Source organism: Salinicoccus sp. Marseille-QA3875, assembly GCF_054950095.1.
Map to the genome: position 1 here is coordinate 863,287 of NZ_CM143103.1, position 26,795 is coordinate 890,081.

The following is a 26,795-nucleotide window of genomic DNA, read 5'->3' on the forward strand; positions in this document are numbered from 1 at the left end:
TCCAAAAATGGATTGAAATTTATTACTATCAGGCACTGACACTACCAGCGGTAGTGAGCAAATGCTCTGTTAGCTTCTGCCATTTTGTGCACTTCTTCACGTCTCTTAACAGCACCACCGGTGTTGTTTGCAGCGTCAAGAATTTCGTTCGCTAATCTCTCTACCATTGTTTTTTCCCCACGCAGACGAGCGTAGTTCACAAGCCAACGGAGACTCAGAGTCGTACGGCGTTCCGGGCGTACTTCCACAGGCACCTGGTAGTTTGAACCACCAACACGACGTGCTTTGACTTCAAGTACAGGCATGATGTTCTCGATCGCTTCATCGAAAACCTCCATAGCATCTCTGCCTGAACGTTCCTGCACTAAATCGAATGCGCTGTATAAGATACTTTGTGAAGTACCACGCTTACCGTCAACCATCATTTTGTTGATTAATTTTGTGATCAGTTTTGAGTTGTGAATCGGATCTGGCAACACATCTCTTTTTGGAACTGGACCTTTACGAGGCATATTGTAATCCTCCCTTCAAATATTATCATTTATTCGTCAAAAGTTTAATTCATTTAATAGAATCAGTGACTTCAATTATTTTTTAGCTTTAGGCTTCTTGGCTCCATACAGTGAACGGCCCTGCATACGTCCGTCAACACCTGAAGTATCAAGTGCACCACGTACAACATGATAACGTACACCCGGTAAGTCTTTAACACGTCCGCCACGGATAAGAACAACACTGTGCTCTTGAAGGTTATGGCCGATACCAGGGATATAAGCGTTAACTTCGATGTTGTTGGAAAGTCTCACACGAGCATATTTACGCAGCGCTGAGTTTGGTTTCTTTGGAGTCATCGTACCTACACGAGTACAAACACCACGTTTATGAGGCGCAGATTCTTTCGTCACGCGCTTCTTAAGACTGTTGAAACCTCTGTTCAGTGCTGGTGAGTCTGTGCTTTGGCTTTTAGACTTACGCGGCTTTCTGATTAACTGATTAATAGTTGGCATTTTGAATAGTCCTCCTCCCTTTATCAAGATTTTGTAATACCACACATCCAGGTGGTTCATTTTTAGAGTATAAAAAATCTGCAAGAATAAATTCTTACAATTTCGCATCTAAATTGCTCTCTAAGAGGTAAATTACCCATTATAGAGTAACCTTAACAATAATAGCACTTTAAAAATGCTATTGTCAAGCATTTTCGAGTATTATTCCCATAAATGCCTCAAGTAGTAATGATAACAAGATAAGCCGTGTGATACAAGGGTTTAATCATAAGATATAACCCGGAATCCTTCCGGCGCTGCATCGCTGTAATACTGCTCACACATTCAGTTTTATAGAAAAAGAGCAGCAGTAAACAAATTGTTTACCGAAGCTCTTTAAAATCTATATTATTCTTCTGTCACTGTTTCTTTTTCTTCCACTTCGGGCAACTCGGCATCGACTTCAACATCACGGTATCTCGGCATACCGGTACCTGCTGGTATCAGCTTACCGATAATGACGTTCTCTTTGAGCCCGAGCAGGTCATCCCGTTTACCTTTAATTGCTGCATCCGTAAGAACTCTTGTCGTCTCCTGGAAACTTGCAGCTGACAGGAAGCTTTCAGTTTCAAGTGATGCTTTTGTGATTCCAAGCAATACAGGTTTAGCTGTTGCCGGACGTTTTCTCTTCTTAAAGATTTCTTTATTCGCATCCGTAAATGAGTGGACTTCAACCAACGCGCCCGGTAGTAGCGTAGTATCTCCGGCATCGATGATCCTCACTTTTCGTAACATCTGTCTGACCATTACTTCAACGTGCTTATCATCAATTTCCACACCTTGCATACGGTATACCTTTTGAACTTCTTTAAGCAGATATTCCTGAGTTCTGTTCAATCCGGCAATCGTCAATAATTCTTTCGGTTCGATTGAACCTTCGCTTAACGGTTCACCTGGAATGACTGTATCACCAATCTCGACTTTCAGTCTTGCTGCACCAAGCGCAGTATATGTCCTTGTTTCCTGTTCGCCTTTGATCTTGATTTCCTGCTGGCGATCTTTGACAATTTCGATATCTGTCACTTCGCCGCCGATTTCGGTAACGACAGCCTGACCTTTAGGATTACGTGCTTCAAACAATTCCTGGATACGAGGAAGACCTTGAGTGATATCACTTCCGGCTACCCCGCCTGTATGGAATGTACGCATTGTAAGCTGTGTACCCGGCTCACCGATTGATTGAGCTGCGATTGTACCCACTGCTTCACCGACTTCAACTTTTTCACCGGTTGCAAGATTTTTACCATAACAGCGTTCACATACACCATGACGTGTATTACAAGTGAATGCTGAACGGATATAAACCTCTTCAATACCACTGTTTACAATTTCTTTAGATGTTTCAACTGTAATCAGTTCGTTTGAACGTACAATAATCTCTTTAGTTTCAGGGTTTCTGATTGTCTCTTTCGCGTAACGGCCTTCAAGACGGTCGATCAGCGGTTCAATAAGCTCAGATCCTTCTGTGAGTGCTGAAACCAGCAGACCTTTATCAGTACCACAGTCTTTTTCACGGACAATCACATCTTGTGCGACGTCTACAAGACGACGTGTCAGATAACCTGAGTCAGCAGTTTTCAGCGCGGTATCCGCAAGACCTTTACGCGCACCGTGTGTGGATATGAAGTACTCTAGTACTGTCAATCCTTCACGGAAGCTTGATGTGATCGGCAGTTCGATGATCTCTCCAGACGGGTTGGCCATCAGACCACGCATACCTGCGAGCTGAGTGAAGTTTGATGCGTTACCACGTGCACCTGAGTCACTCATCATGAAGATAGGGTTCAACCTGTCCAATGACTGCATCAGTTTTTCCTGGATGACATCTTTTGCTTTAGTCCAAAGTTCAATGACTGTGCTGTAACGCTCATGCTCTGTAATCAGACCACGTGAGAACTGTTTCTGCACTTTTTCAACTTTAGCATCTGTTTCATCAATGATCTGCTGTTTATCCGGCAGTACTACAATATCGGAAACGCCAACCGTAATACCTGCTTTGGAAGAATACTTGAAGCCCAGATCTTTCATAAGGTCCAACATTACAGATGTTTCTGTAATGTGGAACTTATTGAAGATTTCAGCGATGATCTGGCCAAGATAACCTTTATCGAATGGGTCGACAAGCGGTCTGTCTTTATAATATTCTTTCAAGCCGCCTTCACCCAACTCTCCAACTTGTACGAAGTATTCATCAGGTGTTTTATTTTCAAGGTTTGTTCTTGTCGGTTCATTTATATACGGAAATGACGGTGGCATGATTTCGTTGAATATCATTTTACCGACCGTAGTCAACATTACTTTGCTGCGATTTTCTTCAGATACTTTTTCAATATCCAATGAGCCGGCATGTACACCGATTCTTGTATGAAGACCGACATAGCCATTTGTGTAAGCCATGATGACTTCATTCGCATCTTTGAAAATGTGACCTTCACGTTTATCATTCTCACGCTCAAGCGTTAAATAATAGTTACCAAGAACCATATCCTGTGATGGTGTAACAACCGGTTTTCCATCTTTCGGGTTCAGGATATTTTGAGCTGCAAGCATAAGCATTCTCGCCTCTGCCTGTGCTTCTTTGGAAAGCGGTACGTGAACCGCCATCTGGTCACCGTCAAAGTCAGCGTTATAAGCAGTTGTCACTAACGGGTGCAGTTGAATTGCCCTGCCCTCGATCAGTACCGCTTCAAACGCCTGGATACCTAAACGGTGAAGTGTTGGTGCACGGTTCAAAAGTACAGGGTGTTCGCTGATTACATCTTCCAGAACATCCCAGACTTCACTTTCCATCCGCTCTATTTTACCTTTGGCATTTTTAATGTTAGTAGCCATTTCTCTTTGAACAAGCTCTTTCATGACGAAAGGCTTGAACAGCTCAAGAGCCATTTCTTTAGGCAGACCGCACTGATACATTTTCAAGTTTGGTCCAACAACGATAACCGAACGTCCTGAGTAGTCTACACGTTTACCAAGTAAGTTTTGACGGAAACGTCCCTGCTTACCTTTCAACATATGAGACAACGATTTTAATGGACGGTTGCCCGGCCCGGTGACTGGACGGCCGCGACGGCCGTTATCGATTAACGCATCGACAGATTCCTGCAGCATACGTTTTTCGTTTTGTACGATAATTCCAGGAGCACCCAAATCCAACAGACGTTTCAGACGGTTGTTACGATTGATTACACGACGGTATAAGTCGTTTAAATCACTCGTTGCAAAACGTCCGCCATCCAACTGTACCATCGGACGGATTTCCGGTGGAATAATTGGAAGTACATCGAGGATCATCCACTCAGGTTCATTTCCTGAGTTACGGAATGATTCCACAACTTCCAGTCGCTTGATCGCACGTGTCAGGCGTTGACCTGTAGCAGATTCAAGTTCTTTCCTCAATTGGGCCAATTCTTCTTCCAAATCGACATTTTGAAGCAGTTCCTTAATCGCTTCAGCACCCATTTTGGCAGTGAAAGTATTACCGTGCTTATCATAATACTCACGGTATTCCCTCTCTGATAAGAGCTGCTTGGGCTCTAAGCCGGTCGAACCCGGTTTGATGACTGCATAAGATGCGAAATAAATGATTTCTTCTAATGAACGTGGTGACATATCCAAAAGAAGCCCCATTCTGGACGGGATACCTTTGAAATACCAGATATGAGATACAGGAGCAGCAAGTTCAATGTGCCCCATTCTCTCACGACGCACTTTTGCACGTGTCACTTCCACACCACAGCGGTCACATACCATACCTTTGTAACGTACACGCTTATACTTACCACAGCTGCATTCCCAATCCTTCGTCGGACCGAAAATTTTCTCACAGAATAAACCATCACGCTCTGGTTTTAAAGTTCTATAGTTAATTGTTTCAGGTTTCTTGACTTCACCGAATGACCAAGAACGAATCTTTTCGGATGAAGCAAGACCGATTTTCATATATTGAAATCTATTGACATCTATCAATGAGCTTTCCTCCCTAAAAGTTTAATCAAGCTCAGTACATCACTCAGTGACATTCTCAGTTTCAACTTGTTTTTTATCACTAACATTCAGCTGATTCGAATTGTCCTCATCTTCAAGATCATGCATATCGACTTCTTTGTCTTCATTATCCATGATTTTGACATTTAATCCCAAGCTCTGAAGCTCTTTCATCAACACTCTGAATGACTCAGGCACACCTGGTTTTGGAACGTTTTCGCCTTTTACAATCGCTTCATAAGTTTTCACACGACCGACTGTATCATCTGATTTGACCGTCAGTATTTCCTGTAATGTGTACGCAGCACCATAAGCCTCAAGTGCCCATACTTCCATCTCACCGAAACGCTGACCACCAAACTGGGCTTTACCGCCAAGCGGCTGCTGAGTAACAAGTGAATAAGGTCCTGTACTTCTCGCATGGAGTTTATCGTCAACCATGTGAGCCAGTTTGAGCACGTACATTACACCAACAGAAATTCTGTTTTCAAACGGTTCTCCTGTACGGCCATCATACAATGCCGTCTTACCATCTCGTGCAAGTCCTGCTTCTTCCATCGTATTCCACACGTCATCTTCATTTGCGCCGTCGAATACCGGTGACGCCATCTTTATACCCATCTCGCGGGCTGCCATTCCCAGGTGCAGTTCCAGCACTTGTCCGATGTTCATACGTGAAGGTACGCCCAGCGGGTTTAGCATAAGGTCGATAGGAGTTCCGTCCGGAAGGTACGGCATATCTTCCTCCGGCAGAATACGTGAGATAACACCTTTGTTACCATGACGGCCAACCATCTTATCTCCGACGCTGATCTTTCTCTTCTGAACGATATAAACTCTTACAAGCTGGTTTACACCAGGGGACAATTCGTCACCGTCTTCACGGTTGAACACTTTGACATCCAGGACGATGCCACCGGCACCATGCGGTACGCGAAGTGAAGTATCTCGCACTTCACGTGCTTTTTCACCGAATATCGCATGAAGCAGACGCTCTTCCGCCGTCAGTTCAGTCACACCTTTAGGTGTTACTTTTCCAACAAGAATATCGCCGTCCGTGACTTCTGCACCTATATAGACTATACCGCGGTCATCCAGTTTTTTCAGAGCATTGTCTGAAACGTTTGGAATGTCACGAGTGATTTCTTCAGGCCCAAGTTTAGTGTCACGGGCTTCAGATTCATATTCTTCAATATGGATGGAGGTATAGACATCATCTTTAACAAGTCTTTCACTCATGATTACAGCATCTTCATAGTTATAGCCGTCCCAAGTCATGAATCCGACTACAAGATTACGGCCAAGAGCCATTTCACCATTATCCATGGATGGTCCATCAGCTAATATTTCACCTTTGGAAACAACGTCCCCAACAGAAATGATCGGCTTCTGGTTATAACATGTACCTGAGTTTGAACGTGTGAATTTAGTCAGCTTGTAAACATCTTTTTCTGTTTCGACTTCTTTGCCGTTCTTCTCTTCAATTCGGTACACATGAATTTCCTTCGCTTCAACATGGGAAACTCTGCCTTTATATTTGGATACTACTGCTGCACCTGAATCGCGGGCAGATACGTGCTCCATACCTGTACCGATATAAGGTGATTCAGGTATAAGAAGAGGTACCGCCTGACGCTGCATGTTCGCACCCATCAGTGCACGGTTCGAGTCATCATTTTCAAGGAACGGGATACATGCAGTTGCTGCTGAAACAACCTGCTTCGGCGATACATCCATGTAGTCCATGCGTTCTCTTGGCATCTGCGTGTTATTACCACGGAAACGACAGAAGATTTCATCATTCTGGAAACGGTTGTTTTCATCAAGAATCGAGTTGGCCTGCGCCACAACATAGTTGTCCTCTTCGTCAGCTGTCAGATAATCTATCTGATCAGTGACACGATTCGTTTCATGGTCAACTCTTCTATACGGAGTTTCTATGAAGCCAAATTCGTTTACACGTGCATAACTTGATAATGTATTGATCAGACCGATGTTCGGCCCCTCCGGAGTTTCAATCGGACACATACGTCCATAGTGTGAATAGTGGACGTCACGCACTTCAAATCCGGCACGTTCACGCGTCAGACCACCGGGTCCAAGCGCTGATAGTCGACGTTTATGGGTCAACTCGGCCAACGGGTTTGTCTGGTCCATGAACTGTGATAACTGGGAACTGCCAAAGAATTCTTTGATAGAGGCAATTACGGGACGGATGTTGATCAGCTGCTGCGGTGTGATCGACTCAGCATCCTGGATTGACATACGTTCACGGATGACACGTTCCATACGTGAAACACCGATTCTGAACTGGTTCTGCAGCAGTTCACCGACTGAACGCAGGCGACGGTTGCCCAGGTGGTCGATATCATCTGTATAACCGACACCGTGTAACAAGTTGAAGAAGTAGCTGATTGAAGAGATGATGTCTGACGGCGTGATTGATTTCACTTCAGCATCAGGAAACGCATTCCCGATAATTGTCGTCGTTCCTTCTTCAAAGTTAGGTGCTTCGACACTGATCGACTGCACTTCAACAGGCTCATCAAGAGCGCCCTGTTCTAGATCATAGGTCTCCAGGTTAGCTGTCGATTCAAGTGCATCCGTAATTGAATCTAAAGTTCTGCGGTCGATTGTTGCCCCTTTTTCAGCAACAATTTCTCCTGTTTCTTTATCAACGATCGGTTCAGCCAATACCTGGTTGAACAATCTGTTTTTAAGATGAAGCTTTTTATTCATCTTGTAACGACCAACGTTCGCAAGATCATAACGCTTTGGATCGAAAAATCTTGTGTAGAGCAGATTTTTAGCGTTTTCCACCGTCGGCGGTTCGCCCGGACGTAAACGCTCATAGATTTCAAGCAATGCCTGATCCACTGTTTCTGTAGTATCTTTATCTAATGTGTTGCGTATATATTCATTATCACCAAGAAGGTTGATGATTTCCTGGTCAGTTGAGAACCCAAGCGCACGAACAAGCACTGTGATTGGAAGTTTACGAGTACGGTCGATGCGGACATAGACAACGTCTTTAGCATCAGTTTCATACTCTAACCAGGCACCGCGGTTCGGTATTACCGTTGCACCATAGCTCAACTTACCATTCTTATCATATTTCTCTGAGTAATATACAGATGGGCTGCGTACGAGCTGGGATACAATGACACGTTCAGCTCCATTAATAATGAAAGTACCAGTGTCCGTCATCAATGGGAAGTCACCCATAAATACTTCCTGCTCTTTCACTTCGCCTGTCTCTTTAATAACTAAGCGGACTTTCACGCGTAATGGCGCAGAGTAAGTTGCATCGTGGTTCTTTGCCTCATCTTCATCGTATTTTGGTTCACCAAGTTTATAATCTACGAACTCTAATGACATATTTCCAGTAAAATCTTCTACTGGTGAAATATCCTTGAACATTTCAATCAGACCCGTCTGTAAAAACCACTCATAAGACTTGGTCTGAATCTCAATCAAGTTAGGCAGATCCAATTGCTCTTCGATACGTGCATAGCTCCTGCGTGTAGCATGTCTTCCATATTGAATCACTTGACTCATCGACAGATTCACCCCTAATAAAATTTACGTAAAACATACACATTAGCATACTAGAATGTTTAAAGACAAAAAGAAAACGGAATCGAAATCAACCCCATTTTCTATTTATATTAAACAGTATTTAATACGCTCCATTTCAATAAGCAGACAAAAAGTGCATACTTATTGGTATTATATTTTTACATTCTATAACTATAACACAAGTATTTTGTCAAGTCAAATTGGTTATTGATTTTCTTACCAATTTATGTTTTGAGCAGCATCCTCATGTCTTTTTATACCTTTTAATACGTAATAGCCTTTCTCTTTCAAGAGTATTTCCACGTTGCCAAACAACTGCTCAATCGATTTTTTATATGATTTCATGCCCTGCTTCTTCTGTACCACCATATAAAATTTTCCGGCTGTCTCAAGACGGTTGAATCCGTCTTCTATAATGTCTGTGACAACATCCTTACCTGTTCTGAATGGAGGATTGGTAACATAAAGCTTCGTTTTAATATCTGATTCATCATATTCTTCCCTCGATAAAATCTCGGCTTTGATATCATTCTTCACAATGTTATCATGCAGCAGACTGACTGCATCCTCATTCACTTCAATCATCACCGGCCGTACATCTAAAGCTTTGCCCAATATGATGCCTATCGGTCCGTAACCCGCTCCCATATCGATCAATGAAGCGTCACCTGCCTCATTATCGGACACCACACCGGATATCAGCACTCTTGTACCGTAATCCAGCTGGTCTTTTGAAAATACACCGCGATCAGTTTTAAAATTATATACGGTATTCTTAAAAGTATATTCTATCTCTCTGTAATCATGGGCGGTTTGATCGGTTGTAAAATAATGCGACATCAATATCACCTCCGGTGATTTATATGTAATGAAAAAGAGAGGCTCATCTAAACAATATGTTTATATGAGCCTCACTTCAAAATTTATCTATACACAAAAATTATTTAAGTTCTACGCCAGCGCCAACTTCTTCCAACTTCTCTTTAAGTTCTTCAGCTTCTTCTTTAGCCAGACCTTCTTTGATTACTTTAGGCGCTCCGTCAACTAATTCTTTAGCGTCTTTAAGTCCTAAGCCAGTTGCTTCACGCACAACTTTGATGACTTTGATCTTGGATGAACCTGCGTCTGTAAGTTCAACATCAAATTCAGTCTTCTCTTCAGCTGCTGCCTCTCCGCCGCCTGCGCCTGCTGCTGCTACTGGTGCTGCTGCAGTTACGCCAAATTCTTCTTCAATTGCTTTTACAAGATCGTTTAATTCTAAAACTGTCATACCTTTAATTGACTCAATGATTTCTTCATGGTTAGCCATTATAAATTCCTCCATTTTTTTAATTGATTTAATTGCGATTAAGCTTCTTCTTCTTTGTCTTCACCAACAGCTTTAACTGCATAAGCGAAGTTTCGTACTGGAGCTTGAAGTACAGATAGTAACATAGACACAAGTCCATCTTTGGATGGCAGTGATGCAATTGCATTCACATCTTCTGCCGGTGTGAACTTACCTTCAAGGACACCTGCTTTAATTTCCAACGCTTCATGTTCTTTAGCAAAGTTGTATAGAACTTTGGCCGGAGCAATGACATCTTCATTAGAAAATGCAATCGCGTTTGGTCCAGTTAAAAATTCATTCAGCTCTGTAAGTTCTGCTTTTTCAGCAGCACGGCGAGTCATTGTATTTTTGTATACTTTGAATTCTACGCCGGCCTCTCTGAGACTTTTTCGCAGTTCAGTCATTTGGGAAACTGTTAATCCACGGTAGTTTACAACTATTGTAGAAACAGATTCTTTCATCTGAGCAGCGATATCATCTACTAATTGCTGTTTTGATTCCATCACGTTTGACATTCTTACACCTCCATAATTTTGTGTGTATAGGCTGGTGCAATAAAAAAAGCACCTTTTACCTACGGCAAAAAGTGCTTGAATATATATTGATCAATTCAAGTCTTTTTCATTTGCCTCGGCAGGATGTTCTTTTAAGTAACGCTTAAAACGCCACTCCTACTGTCTCAGGTAATCTTTTAATACAAGTGCAACTGTACAACAGCCAGCTGCACTTGTCAATATTAACTTTTATTATAGGATTCTTGCTGCGTTGTTATCCACTTTAATTCCAGGTCCCATCGTTGATGAAAGTGCTACAGATTTAAAGTAGGTACCTTTGGCAGATGCGGGTTTTGATTTTGCCAATGCATCGTGAATCGTATTGAAGTTTTCAACCAGTTTGTCAGTATCGAATGATACTTTACCAATTGCAACGTGTACAATACCTGATTTCTCTGCACGGTATTCAACTTTACCTGCTTTGATTTCTTCTACTGCTTTTTTAACATCCATTGTTACTGTACCTGTTTTAGGGTTTGGCATTAAACCTTTAGGACCTAATACACGTCCAAGTTTACCAACTTCACCCATCATGTCAGGTGTTGCAACGATTACATCAAAGTCAAACCATCCGCCATTGATTTTCTGAACGAATTCCTGATCTCCTGCGTAATCTGCGCCTGCTTCTTCTGCCTCTTTAAGCTTTTCACCTTTAGCAAATACTAATACACGCTGTGATTTACCAGTACCGTGCGGCAATACAATCGCACCACGGATTTGTTGGTCGTTTTTACGTGTATCAATACCCAGGCGGAAAGCGACTTCAACAGAAGCATCAAAATTTACAGTACTTGTTTCTTGAGCTAATTTAACTGCTTCTTCAATTGAGTATGAAGAATTGGCATCAAATTTCTCAAGAGCTGCCTGATACTTTTTACTTCTTTTAGCCATTTGTAATTCCTCCTTGTGGTTTTAGCGGGTTATCCTCCCACGTTTGTATTAATACGTTTTATACAGTCATTGTCATTTTACTTTTCAATTTCGAAGCCCATGCTTCGAGCTGTACCTTCGACCATACGCATTGCCGCTTCTACATCAGCCGCATTAAGGTCTTCCATTTTCGTCTCAGCAATTTCACGCACTTGCGCTTCTGATACTTTCGCCACTTTTTCTTTGTTAGGTTCACCTGAACCTTTTTCAACACTTGCAGCTTTTTTCAGTAATACTGCTGCTGGTGGTGTTTTAGTTATGAAAGTGAATGAACGGTCTTCAAATACAGAGATTTCCACTGGAATGATCAGACCTGCCTGCTCTTGTGTACGCGCATTGAATTCTTTACAGAACCCCATGATGTTCACGCCTGCCTGACCTAATGCCGGCCCAACTGGCGGCGCTGGATTTGCCTTCCCTGCAGGAATCTGCAATTTCACAACGTTGATAACTTTTTTAGCCACGATGTGCACCTCCTCGTTTATCGTGATGTGGTCATAGGATATTAAGATTTTATCCTCCCACTCGCATCTATAAAAAGATGGCCGGAAAATTCCGACCATAACATTTTACCATTATTATAATTAAAATACAACCTGTATTTTATAGTTTTTCTATTTGATCGAATTCCACTTCTACAGGCGTCTCCCTGCCAAACATTTCTACAAGCACAGTCAATTTGTAACGTTCTTCATCAATCCCTTTGATTTCACCGGATTGATTGTTGAACGGACCATCAATAATGTTGACGACTTCACCGATTTCAACTTCGAAATCGACTGTCTTCTCAACCATTCCCATGGATTTCAAAATAAACTTCACTTCTTCAGGCAGTAACGGGTTCGGTTTGCTTCCTGCACCCTGTGAACCTACGAATCCTGTGACACCCGGCGTATTTCTGACAACATACCAGGATTCATCTGTCATTATCAATTCTACAAGTACATAGCCTGGAAATGTCTTTTTCATCGCCGTTTTACGTTTGCCATCCTTAACCGTCGTTTCTTCTTCTTCAGGGATTACCACTCTGAAGATCTGATCTTGCATATTCATAGAGTCAAGACGGGCAAGTAAATTCGCTTTTACTTTGTTTTCATACCCTGAATAAGTATGAACGGCATACCAATTCTTTTCACCAGACATCCAATCGCTCCTTTAAATTACAATAAATCTATCAACGCTGTAATACCCAAATCCAATGCATAGAAAAAAGCCAGGAAAAATATAACCGTCAATGCAACAACCATTGTAAATCTGGCAGTTTCCTGACCGGTCGGCCAGCTTACTTTTTTCATTTCGCTAACTACATTTTGAAAGAAATTCTTATTGTTTGCCATTTTTAACATATCCTCCTACTTCAGATGGAACTTTTATGAGTCGTATGTCGATTACATTTTTTACAAAACTTTTTCATAATCAAACGTTCTTTATGGTCGTTCTTTAATTGATAATTTCTTGATCCACAGTCATTACACACCAATGTTATCTTCATATAACACATCTCACTCAATTCTTATTTACTATACCGATTTTGAAAAACAATGTCAAACACTGTTAAATCATACGATAAATTATTTTTTGCGCTTTCTTCTCACCCTGTGCAGGCTGTTTACTATCACCTTTTCACTGACACAAAGCTTCTCACTGATTTCCTTGATCTGGTAGCCGTAGTTACAATAATAAACGATTTGGCGTTCAAGCGGGGAACACACTTTACGGTTATTTAAAATCTGTGATTTGTTCTCCTCATATATGATGATATCCAGAGGATCATCCTGCATTCTGTTGCGGTGATCCGCAGTTTCAAAAGTGATATCCTTCACTGATTTGATGACCTCGCTCAAACCATAGTCGGTCAATCTATAATACAGCTTCATCAGTTCATACGTGATCACCTTCGAAACATAATGACGGTAGTTGCCGAGTTCGGGATTATACTTATAGCATAGTCTCAGCGCCAGTTCCATCATGTCCTGCAGCGCATCCTCCCGGTCATAATGATCGAAAGGATATTTCAGAGTCTTTTTAAAAATGACCTGCCTTAAATTTTCGTCTATCCAATCAAATGCACTAATATCACCATTGTATACTTTGTACGCATAATCATTCATCCGGTCATCTATCGATTCTTTGAGATTAAAGTAATGTTGAGTAATTAGATACATAAGCCGTCTCCCATAATTTTATATATATAAAATATATGGTGAGACGGCATTTACTTCAAGGTGCTATTTTAAGCCCCTTCTCCATTTTTCAAATTCTGATAAAACATCAGGACGGATATCCAGTTTCCGCCTGGGCAGTTTCTGGTTTATTGCATCAATTTCTTTGCTGATGTTTTTTTCGGAATCCTCCAGCGTCATCCACATTTCCCTGGATGGAATCCGGTAGGCACCTAAAGCGAAAATCGCATTCTGTTCAGTCAGGTCGCTCGTAACCACGCTGATCTCACATAGAAATGGATGATAATTATCATGGACAAAACGTTCGATATATTCATCAGCTGTTTCTTTTTCTTTAGTGAAAATGACGGTGATTCCATGTTTTTTCAAAATGGATTCCATACTCTTCACTTCGTAGGCATCGAACACGATGATAATTTCAAACGTGGTCACCATCTGATACTCCGCAAGTGCTTTTATCAGCTCTTCCCTGGCTAACTCCAGCGACACTTTGGATTCGCTGAAAAGCTCTTTATTGGCACCGATCAGGTTATAGCCGTCCACGATCAGAATCCTCTCTTTTTTTCTCATCACATCACAACCTGACAGGGTTTTGCCTGCGGTAAACCTCGTACATGAGCAGGGCCGCGGATACTGAGGCATTTAAACTTGATATTTGACCCACCATCGGAATTTTAACAGTGAAATCACATTTTTCAAGTGTTTTTTTGCTGATGCCCTCTCCTTCACTGCCGATAACCAATGCAGTACTTACATCTAAAGAAAGCTCACGGTAATCCGTGTCCCCGCTGCCGTCGGCACCGACGACCCAGAAACCTCTGTCTTTCAGCTTATCGATCGTCTGATTAATATTTGTCACCCGCACAACCGGTATATATTCAATTGCACCGGTGGAAGTTTTAGCCACTGTGTCTGTCAGCTGCACAGAGCGTCTTTTCGGGATGATCACTGCATCGAATCCTGTCGCATCGCAGGTCCTTAATATCGATCCCAGATTATGGGGATCTTCCAGGCCGTCAAGGATGATGACATTTGCAGTCTCCTCACCTTCAACCGTCTGCAGGAACTTCTCAAAATCCATATATTCATGGGCGCTGATTGACGCAATGATGCCCTGATGCTTTTCATCAGTCATACCGTCCATTTTACTTTTTGGAACATTCTGGACGACCACTTTCTGCTTCCTGGCCATATCCAGAAGTTCTTTCACCTGATTTTTATTAATTGAATCCTGTATATAGATTTTATTTATGTCTTTTTCGGAACGCAGTGCTTCCCGCACTGCGTTTCTGCCGGCCACTATGGAATTAGTCATCGTGAACCCTCCCTTCCTTAATAATTTCCTGCATCAATTCTCCTATTCTGGAATGGTTGTCCGTCAGATCGAGATAACCGATCAGCGCTTCCAGACCCGAGGCATTCCGATACTCTTTAATCGTTGCATTTTTAGCTCTCGTCGCACTTGATTTATTCCGTGCACGCTTGGCTATTTCCCACTCGTCTCCAGTGATCAGACCTTCTCTCCTCAAATGGAGCAGAGCATGCGACTGGGCTCTTGCACTCACCAGCCGGTTCGCTTCTCTATGGAGGTCTTCAGGCTTCAGGCGGGATTTATTTTTAATCAGAAATGTGCGGATGTAGACCGCGTATACTGAGTCGCCCAAAAAAGCTAAAGATAAGCTCGGCACTTCTTCCACATTAAAGTCAGCCACGCTTAAACCGCACTCCTTCTTTAGTATCTTCCAAAATTATGCCCTGTTCTTTTAAATAATCCCTGATTTCGTCAGCGCGTGAGAAATCTTTATTCTTCCTTGCATCGTTGCGTTCCTCGATCAGTTTTTCAACTTCTTCATCGAGTAAAATTGTTTCTTCTTCCAAAACAATGCCAAGCACGCCGGCATACTTTTCAAACACTTCTATGAACTTCGTCAGCACTTCAGCATTTGTTGTATTGTAGCGGAGATATTTATTCAGCTCGGAAGTGATGTCATGCCACGCACTGATAGCGTTGGCCGTGTTGAAATCATCATCCATATGCGATTCAAACGTCTTAACATTTTCATCGATGATTTCTGTTATCTTACTGTCGACTTCTGTACCGACTGCACTTTCAAGGCGTTCTTTCGCCTGTCTGTAGCTGTCCTGGATACGCTCCAGCCCTGCCCTTGCCGCATCGACCAGTTCACGGTTGTAATTGATCGGATTGCGGTAATGCACGCTGATCATAAAGAACCTCAGTACATTCGGATTGATTTCCTTGATGATGTCATGAACCAGTATGAAGTTGCCCAGTGACTTTGACATCTTCGTGTTGTCAATATTGATATACCCGTTATGCATCCAGTAATTCGCAAAAGTTTCATCTGTCATACATTCACTTTGAGCAATCTCATTTTCATGGTGGGGGAAAGTCAGATCCTGTCCGCCCGCATGAATATCTATCGTGTCACCCAGATGTTCTCTCGCCATCACGCTGCATTCGATGTGCCAGCCCGGACGGCCTTCACCCCACGGAGACTCCCATTTGATTTCATTCGGCTTTGCCTGTTTCCAGAGAGCGAAATCCAGAGGATCCTCTTTTTTCTCTCCGGCGTCGATACGTGCACCGACTTTCAGATCATTGATCGACTGCTGGCTCAGTTTACCATAGCCGTCATATGAACGGGTTTTGAAATAAACGTCGCCGTCTGATTCATAGGCGTGACCTTTCTCGATCAACACTTCTATGAATTTAACGATGTCATCCATATGATTCATCACTCTCGGATGGACTGTTGCGCGCTTGACGTTAAGCGCGCCTGTATCCTCAAAGAACGCTTCGATGAAACGCTCTGCGATATCAGGCACCGATTGTCCCAATTCCTGTGATGCCTTGATCAGTTTATCATCGACATCCGTGAAGTTCGCCACGTATTTTACATCATAACCTTTATATTCCAAATATCTTCGGACCGTATCAAAAGCGATGGCAGGTCTCGCGTTCCCGATATGGATATAGTTATACACAGTCGGGCCACAGACATACATCTTAACTTTACCTTCCTCGATCGGCTTAAACGTTTCTTTCTGTCTTGTCAAAGTATTATATATGCGAACCATCTTTAACCTCATCCCTTACTTCTTTTCTAAAGTCTTTTATTTCATCTTCCAGGCCTAATATCATTTCCAGAATAGGATCCGGTAAATCTGTCACGTTCAAGTCACGTGCGCCTTTAACCTTTTCACCAGCCTGTTTGACTATACGTCCAGGTATGCCTACGACTGTAGAATCCTTGGGTACGTTGATCAATACAACTGAATTGGCACCAATTTTGGAGTTTTCACCGATACGTATGTTACCGAGCACCTTCGCTCCGGCAGCAACCAGTACATTGTCATCCACGTCCGGGTGTCTTTTAGTCTCTTCTTTTCCTGTGCCGCCCAATGTGACACCTTGGTAGATTGTGACGTTATTGCCGATGCGGCATGTTTCACCGATGACCACGCCCATGCCGTGGTCTATGAATAAACGTCTGCCCACCTGTGCGCCGGGATGTATTTCTATACCTGTCATAAAGCGGCTGATCTGTGAAATGATCCTCGAGAGAGTGGCAAATTTTCGTTTATACAATTTATGCGCAATTAAGTGCATCCATACAGCATGCAGTCCTGAATAAGTGAACAACACTTCAAATTTACTTTTCGCAGCTGGATCCAGCTCCAGTATCATATTGATATCTTCTTTCATACGATTGAACAAGATGATCCTCCTCCCAAAATAAAAAATGCCTCTGTCCAAAAAACTGGACAGAGGCGCATTCGCACGGTTCCACTCTGTTTACAAAATAAATTTGCACTTATAAATATACAATTCATGACAGAGTGCATTTCTGAATTATATCATGGTTGCCTTCTCACCCGCCAGACAATCTCTGATTTCCACAATAAACCATACTTCATTTCTCTGTTACTGATTATAATAATCGATTACAATCCGGACTTCAACAAGATAGACTCATAAGCCGGTTATTTCAATTTAGAAATTCTGTTCAGTACTTTTTCTTTACCGATCAGAGAAATCGAATCCGGCAGTTCAGGTCCCTGTGTCTGTCCTGTAACTGCAACACGGATCGGCATGAAGAGCTGCTTCCCTTTATATCCCGTCGATTTCTGTACATTTTTAATTGATTTTTTAATGGTCGCAGGATCAAAGTCGATCAAGTTTTCAAACTCATCATACAATGCAGTCATGAGTTCAGGTATATGTTCCTGATTGATCACTTCTGTCGCAGCTTCACCAAATTCAATATCATCTTTGAAAAACTGCTCGGATAATGCTGTAATTTCACCGGCAAAACTCATCTGCGGCTGATACAGTGCTACAAGTTTCCTTGCCCATTCAATCTCCTCTGTACCTGAATCTTCATTAACCAGTCCTTCTTTAATCAGGAAAGGCAGTGCCATATCAAATACTGTCTCTGCATCTTTCTCCTTCATATACTGGTTGTTGATCCAGGTCAGTTTCTGCTTGTCGAAGAAAGCAGGTGCTTTGGATAATCTTTTTTCATCAAATAATTTGATGAACTCATCTTTGCTGAAAATCTCCTCTTCGCCTTCAGGCGTCCATCCAAGTAAAGCGATGAAATTAAATAACGCTTCAGGCAAATACCCAAGTTCTTTATACTGTTCGATAAATTGGATGATGGCCCCGTCACGCTTGGATAATTTCTTTTTATTTTCGTTGACGATTAACGTCATATGACCGAATTCAGGCGGCTCAAGTCCTAAAGCTTCATAGACCATGAGCTGTTTTGGTGTATTTGAAATATGATCATCACCGCGGAGAACATGTGAGATTTCCATTTCATGATCATCTATCGCGACAGCGAAGTTATAAGTCGGGATGCCGTCTTTCTTCACGATGACCCAGTCACCGAAACCATTTGATTCGAATGACACTTCACCTTTGACGATATCATCAAATTTGTAGACTTTATCCTGAGGGACACGGATCCGTATTGCAGGTTCACGCCCTTCAGCAATAAGAGCATCTTCTTCTTCCCTGGTCAGATTGGCATGGCGACCGCCGTATCTCGGCATCTCTCCGCGTGCAATCTGTTCCTCACGCTCTTTTTCAAGTTCTTCGCTAGTCATATAACAACGGTAGGCAAGGTCCTCATCCAGCATCTTTTTGATATAAGGTTCATAGATGGACCCGCGTTCAGATTGTCGGTAAGGGCCGTAGCCGCCGTCTGAATCAATACTTTCATCCCAGTCGATACCCAGCCACTTCAAGTTTTTCAGCTGGGATTCCTCACCTGTTTCAACATGGCGTGATTTATCAGTATCTTCGATCCTGATGATGAAGTCACCGCCGTAGTGACGTGCAAATAAATAATTGAATAACGCTGAACGTGCGTTTCCTATATGCAAAAATCCAGTCGGACTCGGCGCATATCTAACTCTTACTTTATCCATTATGATTCCTCCATTTTTGTGAGCAGGACCACTGCTTCAGAAGTGATGCCTTCTTTTCTGCCTACAAAACCCAGTTTTTCTGTAGTAGTCGCTTTAATATTAACATTAGAGACGGCTGTCTTCAAAATTGAAGCAACACTTTTCCGCATATCATCGATATGAGGTCTGAATTTTGGCGCCTGAGCCATGATTACAGCGTCGATATTACCAATCTCGTAATTTTCATCGTGCATTTTCTGCACAACTTCAGCCAGTAATATTTTTGAATCCATATCCTTATACTCGTCATCTGTATCGGGGAAAAATTTGCCGATATCACCAAGAGCCAATGCCCCCAGTATGGCATCCGCCACCGTATGCAGCAGTACATCCGCATCCGAATGTCCGGCCAGACCCCTGTCATACGGAATGGTCAATCCCCCGATGATCAGCGGTCTGTCGTCGGCAAATGCATGAACATCAAAACCATGTCCGATCCTTATCATTCGTCTTCACCCTTCCTGTTGATGATAGATTCGGCAACCACCAGATCTTCACGGGTTGTAATCTTAATATTATTATAGTTGGATTGAGCAATATGCACGTTCTCTCCCAGTATTTCCACCATGCTTGAATCATCGGTCACCGAAAGCTCATTTGTACGGGCATTTTCATGGGCGCGTCTGATTAAATCATAATCGAAAGCCTGCGGTGTGTGGGTGATGAATAATTCTTCTCTCGGCAAAGTCTCTGCAACGAGGGAACCCTTCACTTTTTTAACCGTATCTTTTACTTTGACTCCGCAGATGACCGCCTTGTGAATTTTGACTCTGTCGTATATGTCATCCAGCAATGCCTTCGTGATGAATGGTCTCGCACCATCATGTATGAAAACATATTCACACTTCGGAATTTCTTCCAAAACATTATAAATGCTGTCCTGGCGTTCTTTTCCGCCGATAACTACACCGTGCACTTTATCATACCCGGATAATTTTTCTTTTAACAGCGCTGCTTCATCTTCTCTCGCCGCCAAATAAATTCCTTCACAGTTCGGATCGTTCTGGAATTGCCCGACAGTGAGTTCGATGATCGATTTCCTGCTCAGTTCGATAAATACCTTATTTCTATTATACCCCATGCGCCTGCCTAAGCCTGCAGCGGGAATGATTGCGATATAAGCCATGATTAACTCTCTTTCTTAGTAAAGATGATGCGCCCTGAATTTGTTTGCAGCACACTTGTCACTTCAACACTGACAGTCTGGTTAACCAGTTTTCTGCCATCTTCGATAACAACCATTGTACCATCTTCAAGATAGCCGACGCCCTGGTCTTCCTCTTTACCATGTTTGGTCACCATAATATCCAGTGTATCGCCCTGCTTGATGATCAGCTTGATTGCATCGGACAGTTCATTGACATTTAAAACTTTAATATTATGCACCTGGCAGACACGGTTCAGATTATAATCCGTTGTGATCAGTGCTGCATTCTCTTCTTTGGCAAGCTGCACCAATTGCTGATCCACATCCAGCTTGTCATATTTTACGGGCTGGACTTTTACATTCTCAGAACTCTCCTGCAGGTCATGCAGCATTTCCAAACCTCTCTGGCCGCGGTCCCGCTTCATGGAATCTGTTGAATCTGCAATCAGCTGCAGTTCGTCCAGAACGAATTGAGGTACGGAGATCTCTCCTTCTATAAATCCTGTTTTTACAACATCGACGATTCGGCCGTCTATGATTGCACTGGTATCTAACAGCTTTTTCTGCCCTTGAAAACTCTCGGTCTGCTCTTTGTTATTTTGTTTCGGCAGCAGTTCCAGAACTTCACTGTGCTTTTTCATACCAATTTGAAAACCCAGATAGCCCAGAATAATTGCCAGTGCAAAAGATATGACTTCACTCACGATCGGAATATTTAATGTATTCAATAATAATGATATTAAGACAGCAACAACAAGACCGATAACCATACCCAATGTGGCAAAAATGATTTCGGGCAGATTTCTGTTTAAAAGGATGCCCTCACCCTTACGGATCAGCTGCTCCACTTTATCGATAGACCAATAGAAGATGATTAGAAAGAGCAGTCCGCCAATCAAGGCATGTACAAGGGCATTATTCAATATGGCCGGAAGATCGACAGGCATTACGGTAATCAAATCAGGGAACAACCATACACCCAGTGATACACCACACAAAAAGTATAAAATATACAATAAATATCTCAACATAACATTCACCTCCTCAAACTGGATTTCAGCTGACTAATTAAAAGCCTGTTTTATAGCCTGTCCCAGGTCGCTTACACCGTGGACTTTTAAACCTTCCGGCAGCTGAATGCCGGTCAGATTGGATTTTGGAACAATCGCCCGCTTGAAGCCAAGCTTGGCCGCTTCCTGCAGGCGTGATTCTATCTTGGTTACACGCCTCACTTCACCTGTCAGTCCCACCTCGCCGATAAAGCAGTCATCGCCGCGCACTTCTTTATTTTTAAAGCTTGAAGCAATGCTGATGATGACACTCAGGTCAACCGCAGGTTCATCGAGTTTTACTCCGCCCGCTACTTTGATGTAGGCATCATGCTGCTGCATCAGATAACCGCCGCTCTTTTCCAAAACGGCCATCAGGAGTGACAGGCGGTTTTGGTCAATCCCTGTAGACATACGTCTTGGGTTATGGAAGTGGGTAGGTGTAACAAGTGCCTGCACTTCGACGAGCATTGCCCTTGTACCTTCCATCGTTGCGACAATCGCAGATCCCGGCGTGTTTTTTGAGCGCTCTTCCAAAAAAATTTCGGAAGGATTCAAGACTTCTTTCAAGCCTGTGTTCTTCATTTCAAATATACCCATTTCATTTGTCGATCCGAAGCGGTTTTTCACAGCTCTTAAAATACGGAATGTATGATGCTGGTCACCTTCAAAATAAAGAACGGTGTCCACCATATGTTCGAGCAGACGTGGTCCGGCAATCTGACCTTCTTTTGTCACATGGCCGACGATGAATGTTGCGATGTTTTCACCTTTGGCGATATTCATGAGGCTCTGAGTACATTCTCTTACCTGGGACACGCTGCCCGGCGCACTCGTGATATCCGGGTGGAATATCGTCTGAATGGAATCTATGATCAAAAAATCCGGTTTGGATTTTTTTATTTCATCATGGATGTAATAGAGGTTCGTTTCACAATAGACGTTGAGATTTTCGCTTGTTTCATCCAGTCTGTCAGCACGCAGTTTGATCTGTTCAAGCGATTCCTCACCGGACACGTATAACACCTCATGCTCTTTAGACAATGTTAAAGCTGTCTGAAGTAAAATCGTCGATTTCCCGATACCCGGATCTCCGCCAATGAGTATGAGAGAGCCGTTTACAATGCCTCCGCCGAGGACACGGTCGAATTCTCCGATTTTTGTCAAAGTTCTTGGTGTAAACGTCTTTTTAACATTATTCAGTTTGACCGGCCGGCTGCTTTTCTCGGGTTCCTGCTTTCCAAGCGTGCCCCGGCCTTTCGTTTCTTTATGTATCAATTTTTCTTCCATCTGATTCCACGCACCGCAGCTTGGACATTTCCCCATCCATTTGGGTGATTCATATCCGCACGCCATGCATTCAAATATATTTTTAGTTTTCGCCATATTTGACAACTTCCCCCAGCCTGTACTCTTTATCATTGTATTACTATTTAGAAAGATTTTAAAGTATGGAATCTACAAGTAAAAATGAAAACAGAATAGCCCAAACCAACATTCGATTTGGGCTTTCTGCAATTACTTCTTGACTGCTTCTTTTTTCTTCGTATCTATTGTGAATTCTTTCTTCTTATAATCAACGACGACAACTTTATTTTCAAAGTCAGCGCCTGACAGTAAGGCTTCACTTAAAGTATCTTCGATATTCTTCTGAATGCTTCGTGCAAGCGGTCTTGCACCGTATTCAGGGTCATATCCATCTTCAGTAATCTGTGCTTTGGCTTTGTCAGTCACTTCAATATTGATATTCTGATCGATCAGTCTTTCCTGCAGCTGTTCAATCATCAGCGAGACGATTTCCGTCAAGTGTTCTTTTTCAAGACTGTGGAATACGATGATATCATCCACACGGTTGATGAATTCAGGTTTGAAAGTCTCTTTCAGCTCTTTCATCATCGTGCTCTTAATCGTCTCGTAATCCTGGGCATTCGCATCGGTTGTCGTTCCGAATCCTGCGAATTTACGGTCTCTGAGTTCTTGTGCACCGACGTTCGAAGTCATCACGATGATCGTATTTCTGAAATCGACTGTACGTCCGTTTGCGTCAGTCAGACGGCCATCATCCAGTACTTGCAGAAGCATGTTGAATACATCAGGGTGTGCTTTCTCAATCTCATCAAACAGAATGAGTGAGTATGGTTTTCTGCGGACTTTCTCAGTCAACTGGCCGCCGTCATCATAACCGACATAACCCGGAGGTGAGCCGACAAGTCTCGAGATTGAATGTTTCTCCATGTATTCACTCATGTCTACACGTATCATGGCGTCTTCTTCGCCGAACATCGTTTCACTCAGCGAACGGGCAAGTTCGGTTTTACCGACACCTGTCGGGCCGAGGAATATGAAGCTTCCAATCGGACGCTTAGGATCTTTGAGTCCGGCTCTTGCGCGGCGTACCGCTCTGGAAATTGATTTTACAGCTTCTTCCTGTCCGATCACTCTGCCGTGCAGGATGGATTCCAAATTCAACAGACGCTCTGACTCGCCCTCTGCAATTTTAGAAAGCGGGATGCCTGTGATACCGCTGATGACCACTTCAATGTCACCCTGTGTCACAGATTGAGAGGATTGCCCCTGCTCTTTCTTCCAACTGTCCTGTTTCTCTTTCAACTGCTTTTCAAGTTTCGACTGCTGGTCTCTGTAGTTTGCTGCTGATTCAAATTCCTGACTTTGTACGGCGGCATTCTTCTCTTTCTTAACCGCTTCAAGCTTGCTTTCCAGATCTTTCAAGTCCGGCGGGGAAGTATAGCTGCGCAGCCTGACTTTCGACGATGCCTCGTCAATCAGGTCAATCGCTTTATCCGGCAAGAAACGGTCCTGGATATAACGTGCACTCATTTTAGCTGCAGCGTCCAGAGCTTCATCAGTAATATTGATTCTGTGGTGCGCTTCATATTTATCTCTTAAGCCTTTAAGAATCAGTACAGTATCTTCAACATTCGGCTCATCAACCTGGACCGGCTGGAAGCGTCTCTCAAGTGCAGCATCTTTTTCAATATGCTTGCGGTACTCTTCAAGCGTAGTGGCACCGATACACTGCAGTTCGCCGCGGGCAAGTGCAGGTTTCAAGATGTTTGAAGCATCGATTGCACCTTCAGCACCGCCTGCTCCGATTAATGTATGCAGTTCATCTATGAATAAAACCACATTGCCTGCTTTATGGATTTCTTCCATCACTTTTTTCATGCGCTCTTCGAATTCACCGCGGTATTTCGTACCTGCGACAACCGTACCCATATCAAGCGACATGACACGTTTATCTTTTAAGGTTTCAGGCACTTCATTTTTCACGATCGACTGCGCAAGCCCTTCGGCAATTGCCGTTTTACCGACACCCGGCTCACCGATCAATACCGGGTTGTTTTTAGTACGGCGTGACAATACTTCAATGACTCTGGTGATTTCTTTGGAACGGCCGATGACCGGGTCCAACTGGTCTTCACGTGCAATTTCCGTCAAATCTCTCGCCAGTGAATCCAGAGTCGGAGTATTATTATCTTTCTTTTGAGGATCTTTGCCCTGAAGTACTTCAGGGTTGCCCAGCATTTTAATGACTGAAGCACGGGCTTTAGTGATATTAAGATCCAGATTGGCAAGTACACGTGCAGCAACGCCTTCACTTTCACGGATCAGTCCGAGCAGTAAGTGCTCCGTCCCGACAAAGTTATGGTGCAGCTTGCGTGCCTCGTCCATGGACAGTTCAATCACTTTTTTAGCGCGCGGTGTATATCTGATGGAGGCTGTCGCATCATCACCTTCATTGATCAGGTTGAAGACTTCATCACGTACATTGTCTTCGCTGATATTAAAGCTTGATAACACTTTTGCAGCGATGCCTTCTTTTTCTTTTATTAAACCGAGTAATAAATGCTCTGTTCCGATATTCGAATGCTTCAGGCTTATTGCTTCTTCCTGTGCATATGCAAGTACTTTCTGGGCTCTTTCAGTCAATCTTCCAAATAACATTTATATAGTCCCTCCTATTTGTTCACGTAATAAAGTTGCACGTTCTTCGGCAACTGCGCTCTCTAATGATACATACTCTTTATTCAGGCTGTTTAAACGCATTTTGATGAAAGCGGGTTGAATCAATTGGACAAGTTCCTGGAATCTGATCGTATTCTCGGGTAATAAGCCAAGATCGAGACCCAGTTTAATGTTGCTTAAATGATTCGCAGCCTCTTTCAATGAAATGGTATAGGCATATTTAAGTATGCCGTACGAACGAAATATTGAATCTTTGGCTTTTATGAGATGTTCGTTATTCATTATTGAGCGCATCTCTATCTCTTCTTCTATAATTCTTGTCTTCAGTTCGTTTAAGCTTTTGATGATATCCTTTTCAGACTGACCGAGGGTCAGCTGATTTGATAATTGGTATATATGTCCGAGCGGCACCGAACCTTCGCCGTATATTCCCCGGAGGGTGAAGCCAAATCGGTTTAAGTTGTTCGAAATCCTCTGGATCCTGTTTCCTAATGATAATGCCGGCAAATGCAGCATCACAGAAGCTCTGAGTCCCGTGCCTACGTTTGTCGGACAGGCTGTCAGGAATCCATATTTATCATCAAAGGCGTAGTCGAGCCTGCTTTCCAGCCGGTCATCGAGTGCAGATGCATTCTCATAAAGTTCATCCAGGGACAACTCTGCCCCCATTGCCTGAATTCTGATGTGATCCTCTTCATTGACCATTATCGAAACCGATTCATCATCATTAATATAACTTAAACGGCCGCGTTCGGTAAAAAGAGGACTGATCAGATGCTTCTCCACCAATAACGCTTTGTCTTCAAATTTCAATTCTTCCAGATCCACCTGTTTGAAATCACTCAGCGTATCGTTCAAAGTCTCGATTACATGAGTCATGTCCTCTTCCTTCAACATATGCGGGAATGGCAGTTCGCGGACATTTCTTGCCAGACGTATTCTAGATGACATCTCTACAGGAATTTCTTTTGCCTGGCTGACCCAGGGGCTAATTTTTGCCATTGTCATCACCCGCTTCCAATGATTTGATCTGATCACGCACTACTGCTGCTTCCTCAAATGCCTGCTCCTCAACAAGTTCGGAAAGGTTCGCACGAAGCTGTTCGATTTCCTTTTTAACCTTGATGTAAGCCGAAGACTTTTGAGGTATTTTACCGACATGTTCTGTTTGGTACAGCTGTACCTTCGTGATGATTTCATCACTTTTTTCACTGAACGTCTCATAACATTCCGCACAGCCGAACTTTCCTTTTTTCAATATGGATTCAATGGTGGAGCCGCAGTTTTCGCAGTGTTTCTTCTGCTGTTTGTGTGAACTGAACGGCTGTTGTGCCGAGAGAGACTGCAAGAGTTGATGTATATTGAACGAATCGTCCGAAAAACTTGAAAACTGACTGGAAAACGACTTATTGGCACAAGCTTCACATAAATACCTCTCTGTTTTGTTCAAGCCACTGCCTGTCGTTATATGAACAGTCGCTTCATTCTCCTGGCATGATTCACAAATCAT

At 42.9% G+C, this 26,795-nt stretch carries 26 protein-coding genes and 1 other annotated feature; all 26 genes read right to left on the minus strand.

Annotated features, from left to right (window positions below; genetic code table 11):
* Positions 1–41 precede the first annotated feature (41 nt).
* The gene (gene rpsG / locus ACY8DT_RS04495) at positions 42–512 is read right to left on the minus strand and encodes a 30S ribosomal protein S7 (RefSeq protein ID WP_462421739.1); all 471 of its coding nucleotides are present in this window, start codon (positions 510–512) and stop codon (positions 42–44) included.
* A gap of 75 nt (positions 513–587) precedes the next feature.
* The gene (gene rpsL / locus ACY8DT_RS04500; protein ID WP_052254912.1) at positions 588–1,007 is read right to left on the minus strand and encodes a 30S ribosomal protein S12; all 420 of its coding nucleotides are present in this window, start codon (positions 1,005–1,007) and stop codon (positions 588–590) included.
* A gap of 387 nt (positions 1,008–1,394) precedes the next feature.
* Entirely contained in the window at positions 1,395–5,012 is a 3,618-nt protein-coding gene (rpoC, locus tag ACY8DT_RS04505) for a DNA-directed RNA polymerase subunit beta' (RefSeq protein WP_462421740.1), read from the minus strand.
* Between the two features lie 39 nt (positions 5,013–5,051).
* Positions 5,052–8,588 carry a DNA-directed RNA polymerase subunit beta gene (rpoB, locus tag ACY8DT_RS04510; RefSeq protein WP_462421741.1) on the minus strand — a complete coding sequence of 1,179 codons (3,537 nt, stop codon included), beginning with the start codon at positions 8,586–8,588 and terminating at the stop codon, positions 5,052–5,054.
* Between the two features lie 237 nt (positions 8,589–8,825).
* Positions 8,826–9,449 (minus strand): class I SAM-dependent methyltransferase, encoded by a 624-nt coding sequence (locus tag ACY8DT_RS04515; RefSeq protein ID WP_462421742.1) that lies wholly within the window; start codon positions 9,447–9,449, stop codon positions 8,826–8,828.
* Between the two features lie 100 nt (positions 9,450–9,549).
* A complete protein-coding gene (rplL, locus tag ACY8DT_RS04520) occupies positions 9,550–9,918 on the minus strand; it encodes a 50S ribosomal protein L7/L12 (protein WP_462421743.1) in 369 nt (122 codons plus the stop codon).
* A 38-nt stretch (positions 9,919–9,956) separates the two neighbouring features.
* Positions 9,957–10,454, minus strand: coding sequence for a 50S ribosomal protein L10 (gene rplJ / locus ACY8DT_RS04525; protein WP_462421744.1), 498 nt, complete (start codon positions 10,452–10,454; stop codon positions 9,957–9,959).
* Positions 10,455–10,487: 33 nt separating this feature from the next.
* Positions 10,488–10,641: a sequence feature (ribosomal protein L10 leader region), on the minus strand.
* Positions 10,642–10,685: 44 nt separating this feature from the next.
* A complete protein-coding gene (gene rplA / locus ACY8DT_RS04530) occupies positions 10,686–11,384 on the minus strand; it encodes a 50S ribosomal protein L1 (protein ID WP_462421745.1) in 699 nt (232 codons plus the stop codon).
* A 77-nt stretch (positions 11,385–11,461) separates the two neighbouring features.
* Complete coding sequence (gene rplK / locus ACY8DT_RS04535) at positions 11,462–11,887, minus strand: 50S ribosomal protein L11 (RefSeq protein ID WP_462421746.1); 426 nt, start codon at positions 11,885–11,887, stop codon at positions 11,462–11,464.
* 139 nt (positions 11,888–12,026) lie between these two features.
* Complete coding sequence (gene nusG, locus ACY8DT_RS04540) at positions 12,027–12,566, minus strand: transcription termination/antitermination protein NusG (RefSeq protein ID WP_462421747.1); 540 nt, start codon at positions 12,564–12,566, stop codon at positions 12,027–12,029.
* A gap of 17 nt (positions 12,567–12,583) precedes the next feature.
* The gene (gene secE / locus ACY8DT_RS04545) at positions 12,584–12,760 is read right to left on the minus strand and encodes a preprotein translocase subunit SecE (RefSeq protein WP_462421748.1); all 177 of its coding nucleotides are present in this window, start codon (positions 12,758–12,760) and stop codon (positions 12,584–12,586) included.
* Positions 12,761–12,780: 20 nt separating this feature from the next.
* Positions 12,781–12,924 carry a 50S ribosomal protein L33 gene (rpmG, locus tag ACY8DT_RS04550; RefSeq protein ID WP_462421749.1) on the minus strand — a complete coding sequence of 48 codons (144 nt, stop codon included), beginning with the start codon at positions 12,922–12,924 and terminating at the stop codon, positions 12,781–12,783.
* Positions 12,925–12,994: 70 nt separating this feature from the next.
* Positions 12,995–13,588 (minus strand): RNA polymerase sigma factor, encoded by a 594-nt coding sequence (locus tag ACY8DT_RS04555; RefSeq protein ID WP_462421750.1) that lies wholly within the window; start codon positions 13,586–13,588, stop codon positions 12,995–12,997.
* A gap of 63 nt (positions 13,589–13,651) precedes the next feature.
* A complete protein-coding gene (locus ACY8DT_RS04560; RefSeq protein ID WP_462421751.1) occupies positions 13,652–14,176 on the minus strand; it encodes an NYN domain-containing protein in 525 nt (174 codons plus the stop codon).
* Between the two features lie 4 nt (positions 14,177–14,180).
* Entirely contained in the window at positions 14,181–14,921 is a 741-nt protein-coding gene (gene rlmB / locus ACY8DT_RS04565) for a 23S rRNA (guanosine(2251)-2'-O)-methyltransferase RlmB (RefSeq protein ID WP_462421752.1), read from the minus strand.
* A complete protein-coding gene (locus ACY8DT_RS04570; RefSeq protein ID WP_462421753.1) occupies positions 14,914–15,318 on the minus strand; it encodes a Mini-ribonuclease 3 in 405 nt (134 codons plus the stop codon). The genes rlmB and ACY8DT_RS04570 overlap by 8 nt, the downstream gene beginning before the upstream one ends.
* The gene (gene cysS, locus ACY8DT_RS04575) at positions 15,311–16,705 is read right to left on the minus strand and encodes a cysteine--tRNA ligase (RefSeq protein WP_462421754.1); all 1,395 of its coding nucleotides are present in this window, start codon (positions 16,703–16,705) and stop codon (positions 15,311–15,313) included. The genes ACY8DT_RS04570 and cysS overlap by 8 nt, the downstream gene beginning before the upstream one ends.
* A complete protein-coding gene (gene cysE / locus ACY8DT_RS04580; protein ID WP_462421755.1) occupies positions 16,689–17,345 on the minus strand; it encodes a serine O-acetyltransferase in 657 nt (218 codons plus the stop codon). The genes cysS and cysE overlap by 17 nt, the downstream gene beginning before the upstream one ends.
* Before the next feature lie 266 nt (positions 17,346–17,611).
* The gene (gene gltX, locus ACY8DT_RS04585) at positions 17,612–19,063 is read right to left on the minus strand and encodes a glutamate--tRNA ligase (protein WP_462421756.1); all 1,452 of its coding nucleotides are present in this window, start codon (positions 19,061–19,063) and stop codon (positions 17,612–17,614) included.
* Positions 19,063–19,548, minus strand: a complete 486-nt coding sequence (gene ispF / locus ACY8DT_RS04590; protein ID WP_462421757.1) for a 2-C-methyl-D-erythritol 2,4-cyclodiphosphate synthase — start codon at positions 19,546–19,548, stop codon at positions 19,063–19,065. The genes gltX and ispF overlap by 1 nt, the downstream gene beginning before the upstream one ends.
* The gene (gene ispD / locus ACY8DT_RS04595; protein ID WP_462421758.1) at positions 19,545–20,228 is read right to left on the minus strand and encodes a 2-C-methyl-D-erythritol 4-phosphate cytidylyltransferase; all 684 of its coding nucleotides are present in this window, start codon (positions 20,226–20,228) and stop codon (positions 19,545–19,547) included. Before ispD ends, ispF begins: the two co-directional genes overlap by 4 nt.
* A gap of 2 nt (positions 20,229–20,230) precedes the next feature.
* Complete coding sequence (locus ACY8DT_RS04600) at positions 20,231–21,280, minus strand: PIN/TRAM domain-containing protein (protein WP_462421759.1); 1,050 nt, start codon at positions 21,278–21,280, stop codon at positions 20,231–20,233.
* Positions 21,281–21,313: 33 nt separating this feature from the next.
* On the minus strand, positions 21,314–22,684 hold the full coding sequence (gene radA / locus ACY8DT_RS04605; protein ID WP_462421760.1) for a DNA repair protein RadA: 1,371 nt from the start codon (positions 22,682–22,684) through the stop codon (positions 21,314–21,316).
* Positions 22,685–22,816: 132 nt separating this feature from the next.
* Positions 22,817–25,264 (minus strand): ATP-dependent Clp protease ATP-binding subunit, encoded by a 2,448-nt coding sequence (locus ACY8DT_RS04610; RefSeq protein WP_462421761.1) that lies wholly within the window; start codon positions 25,262–25,264, stop codon positions 22,817–22,819.
* Positions 25,265–26,287, minus strand: a complete 1,023-nt coding sequence (locus tag ACY8DT_RS04615; RefSeq protein WP_462421762.1) for a hypothetical protein — start codon at positions 26,285–26,287, stop codon at positions 25,265–25,267.
* Positions 26,274–26,795 carry a UvrB/UvrC motif-containing protein gene (locus ACY8DT_RS04620; RefSeq protein ID WP_462421763.1) on the minus strand — a complete coding sequence of 174 codons (522 nt, stop codon included), beginning with the start codon at positions 26,793–26,795 and terminating at the stop codon, positions 26,274–26,276. Before ACY8DT_RS04620 ends, ACY8DT_RS04615 begins: the two co-directional genes overlap by 14 nt.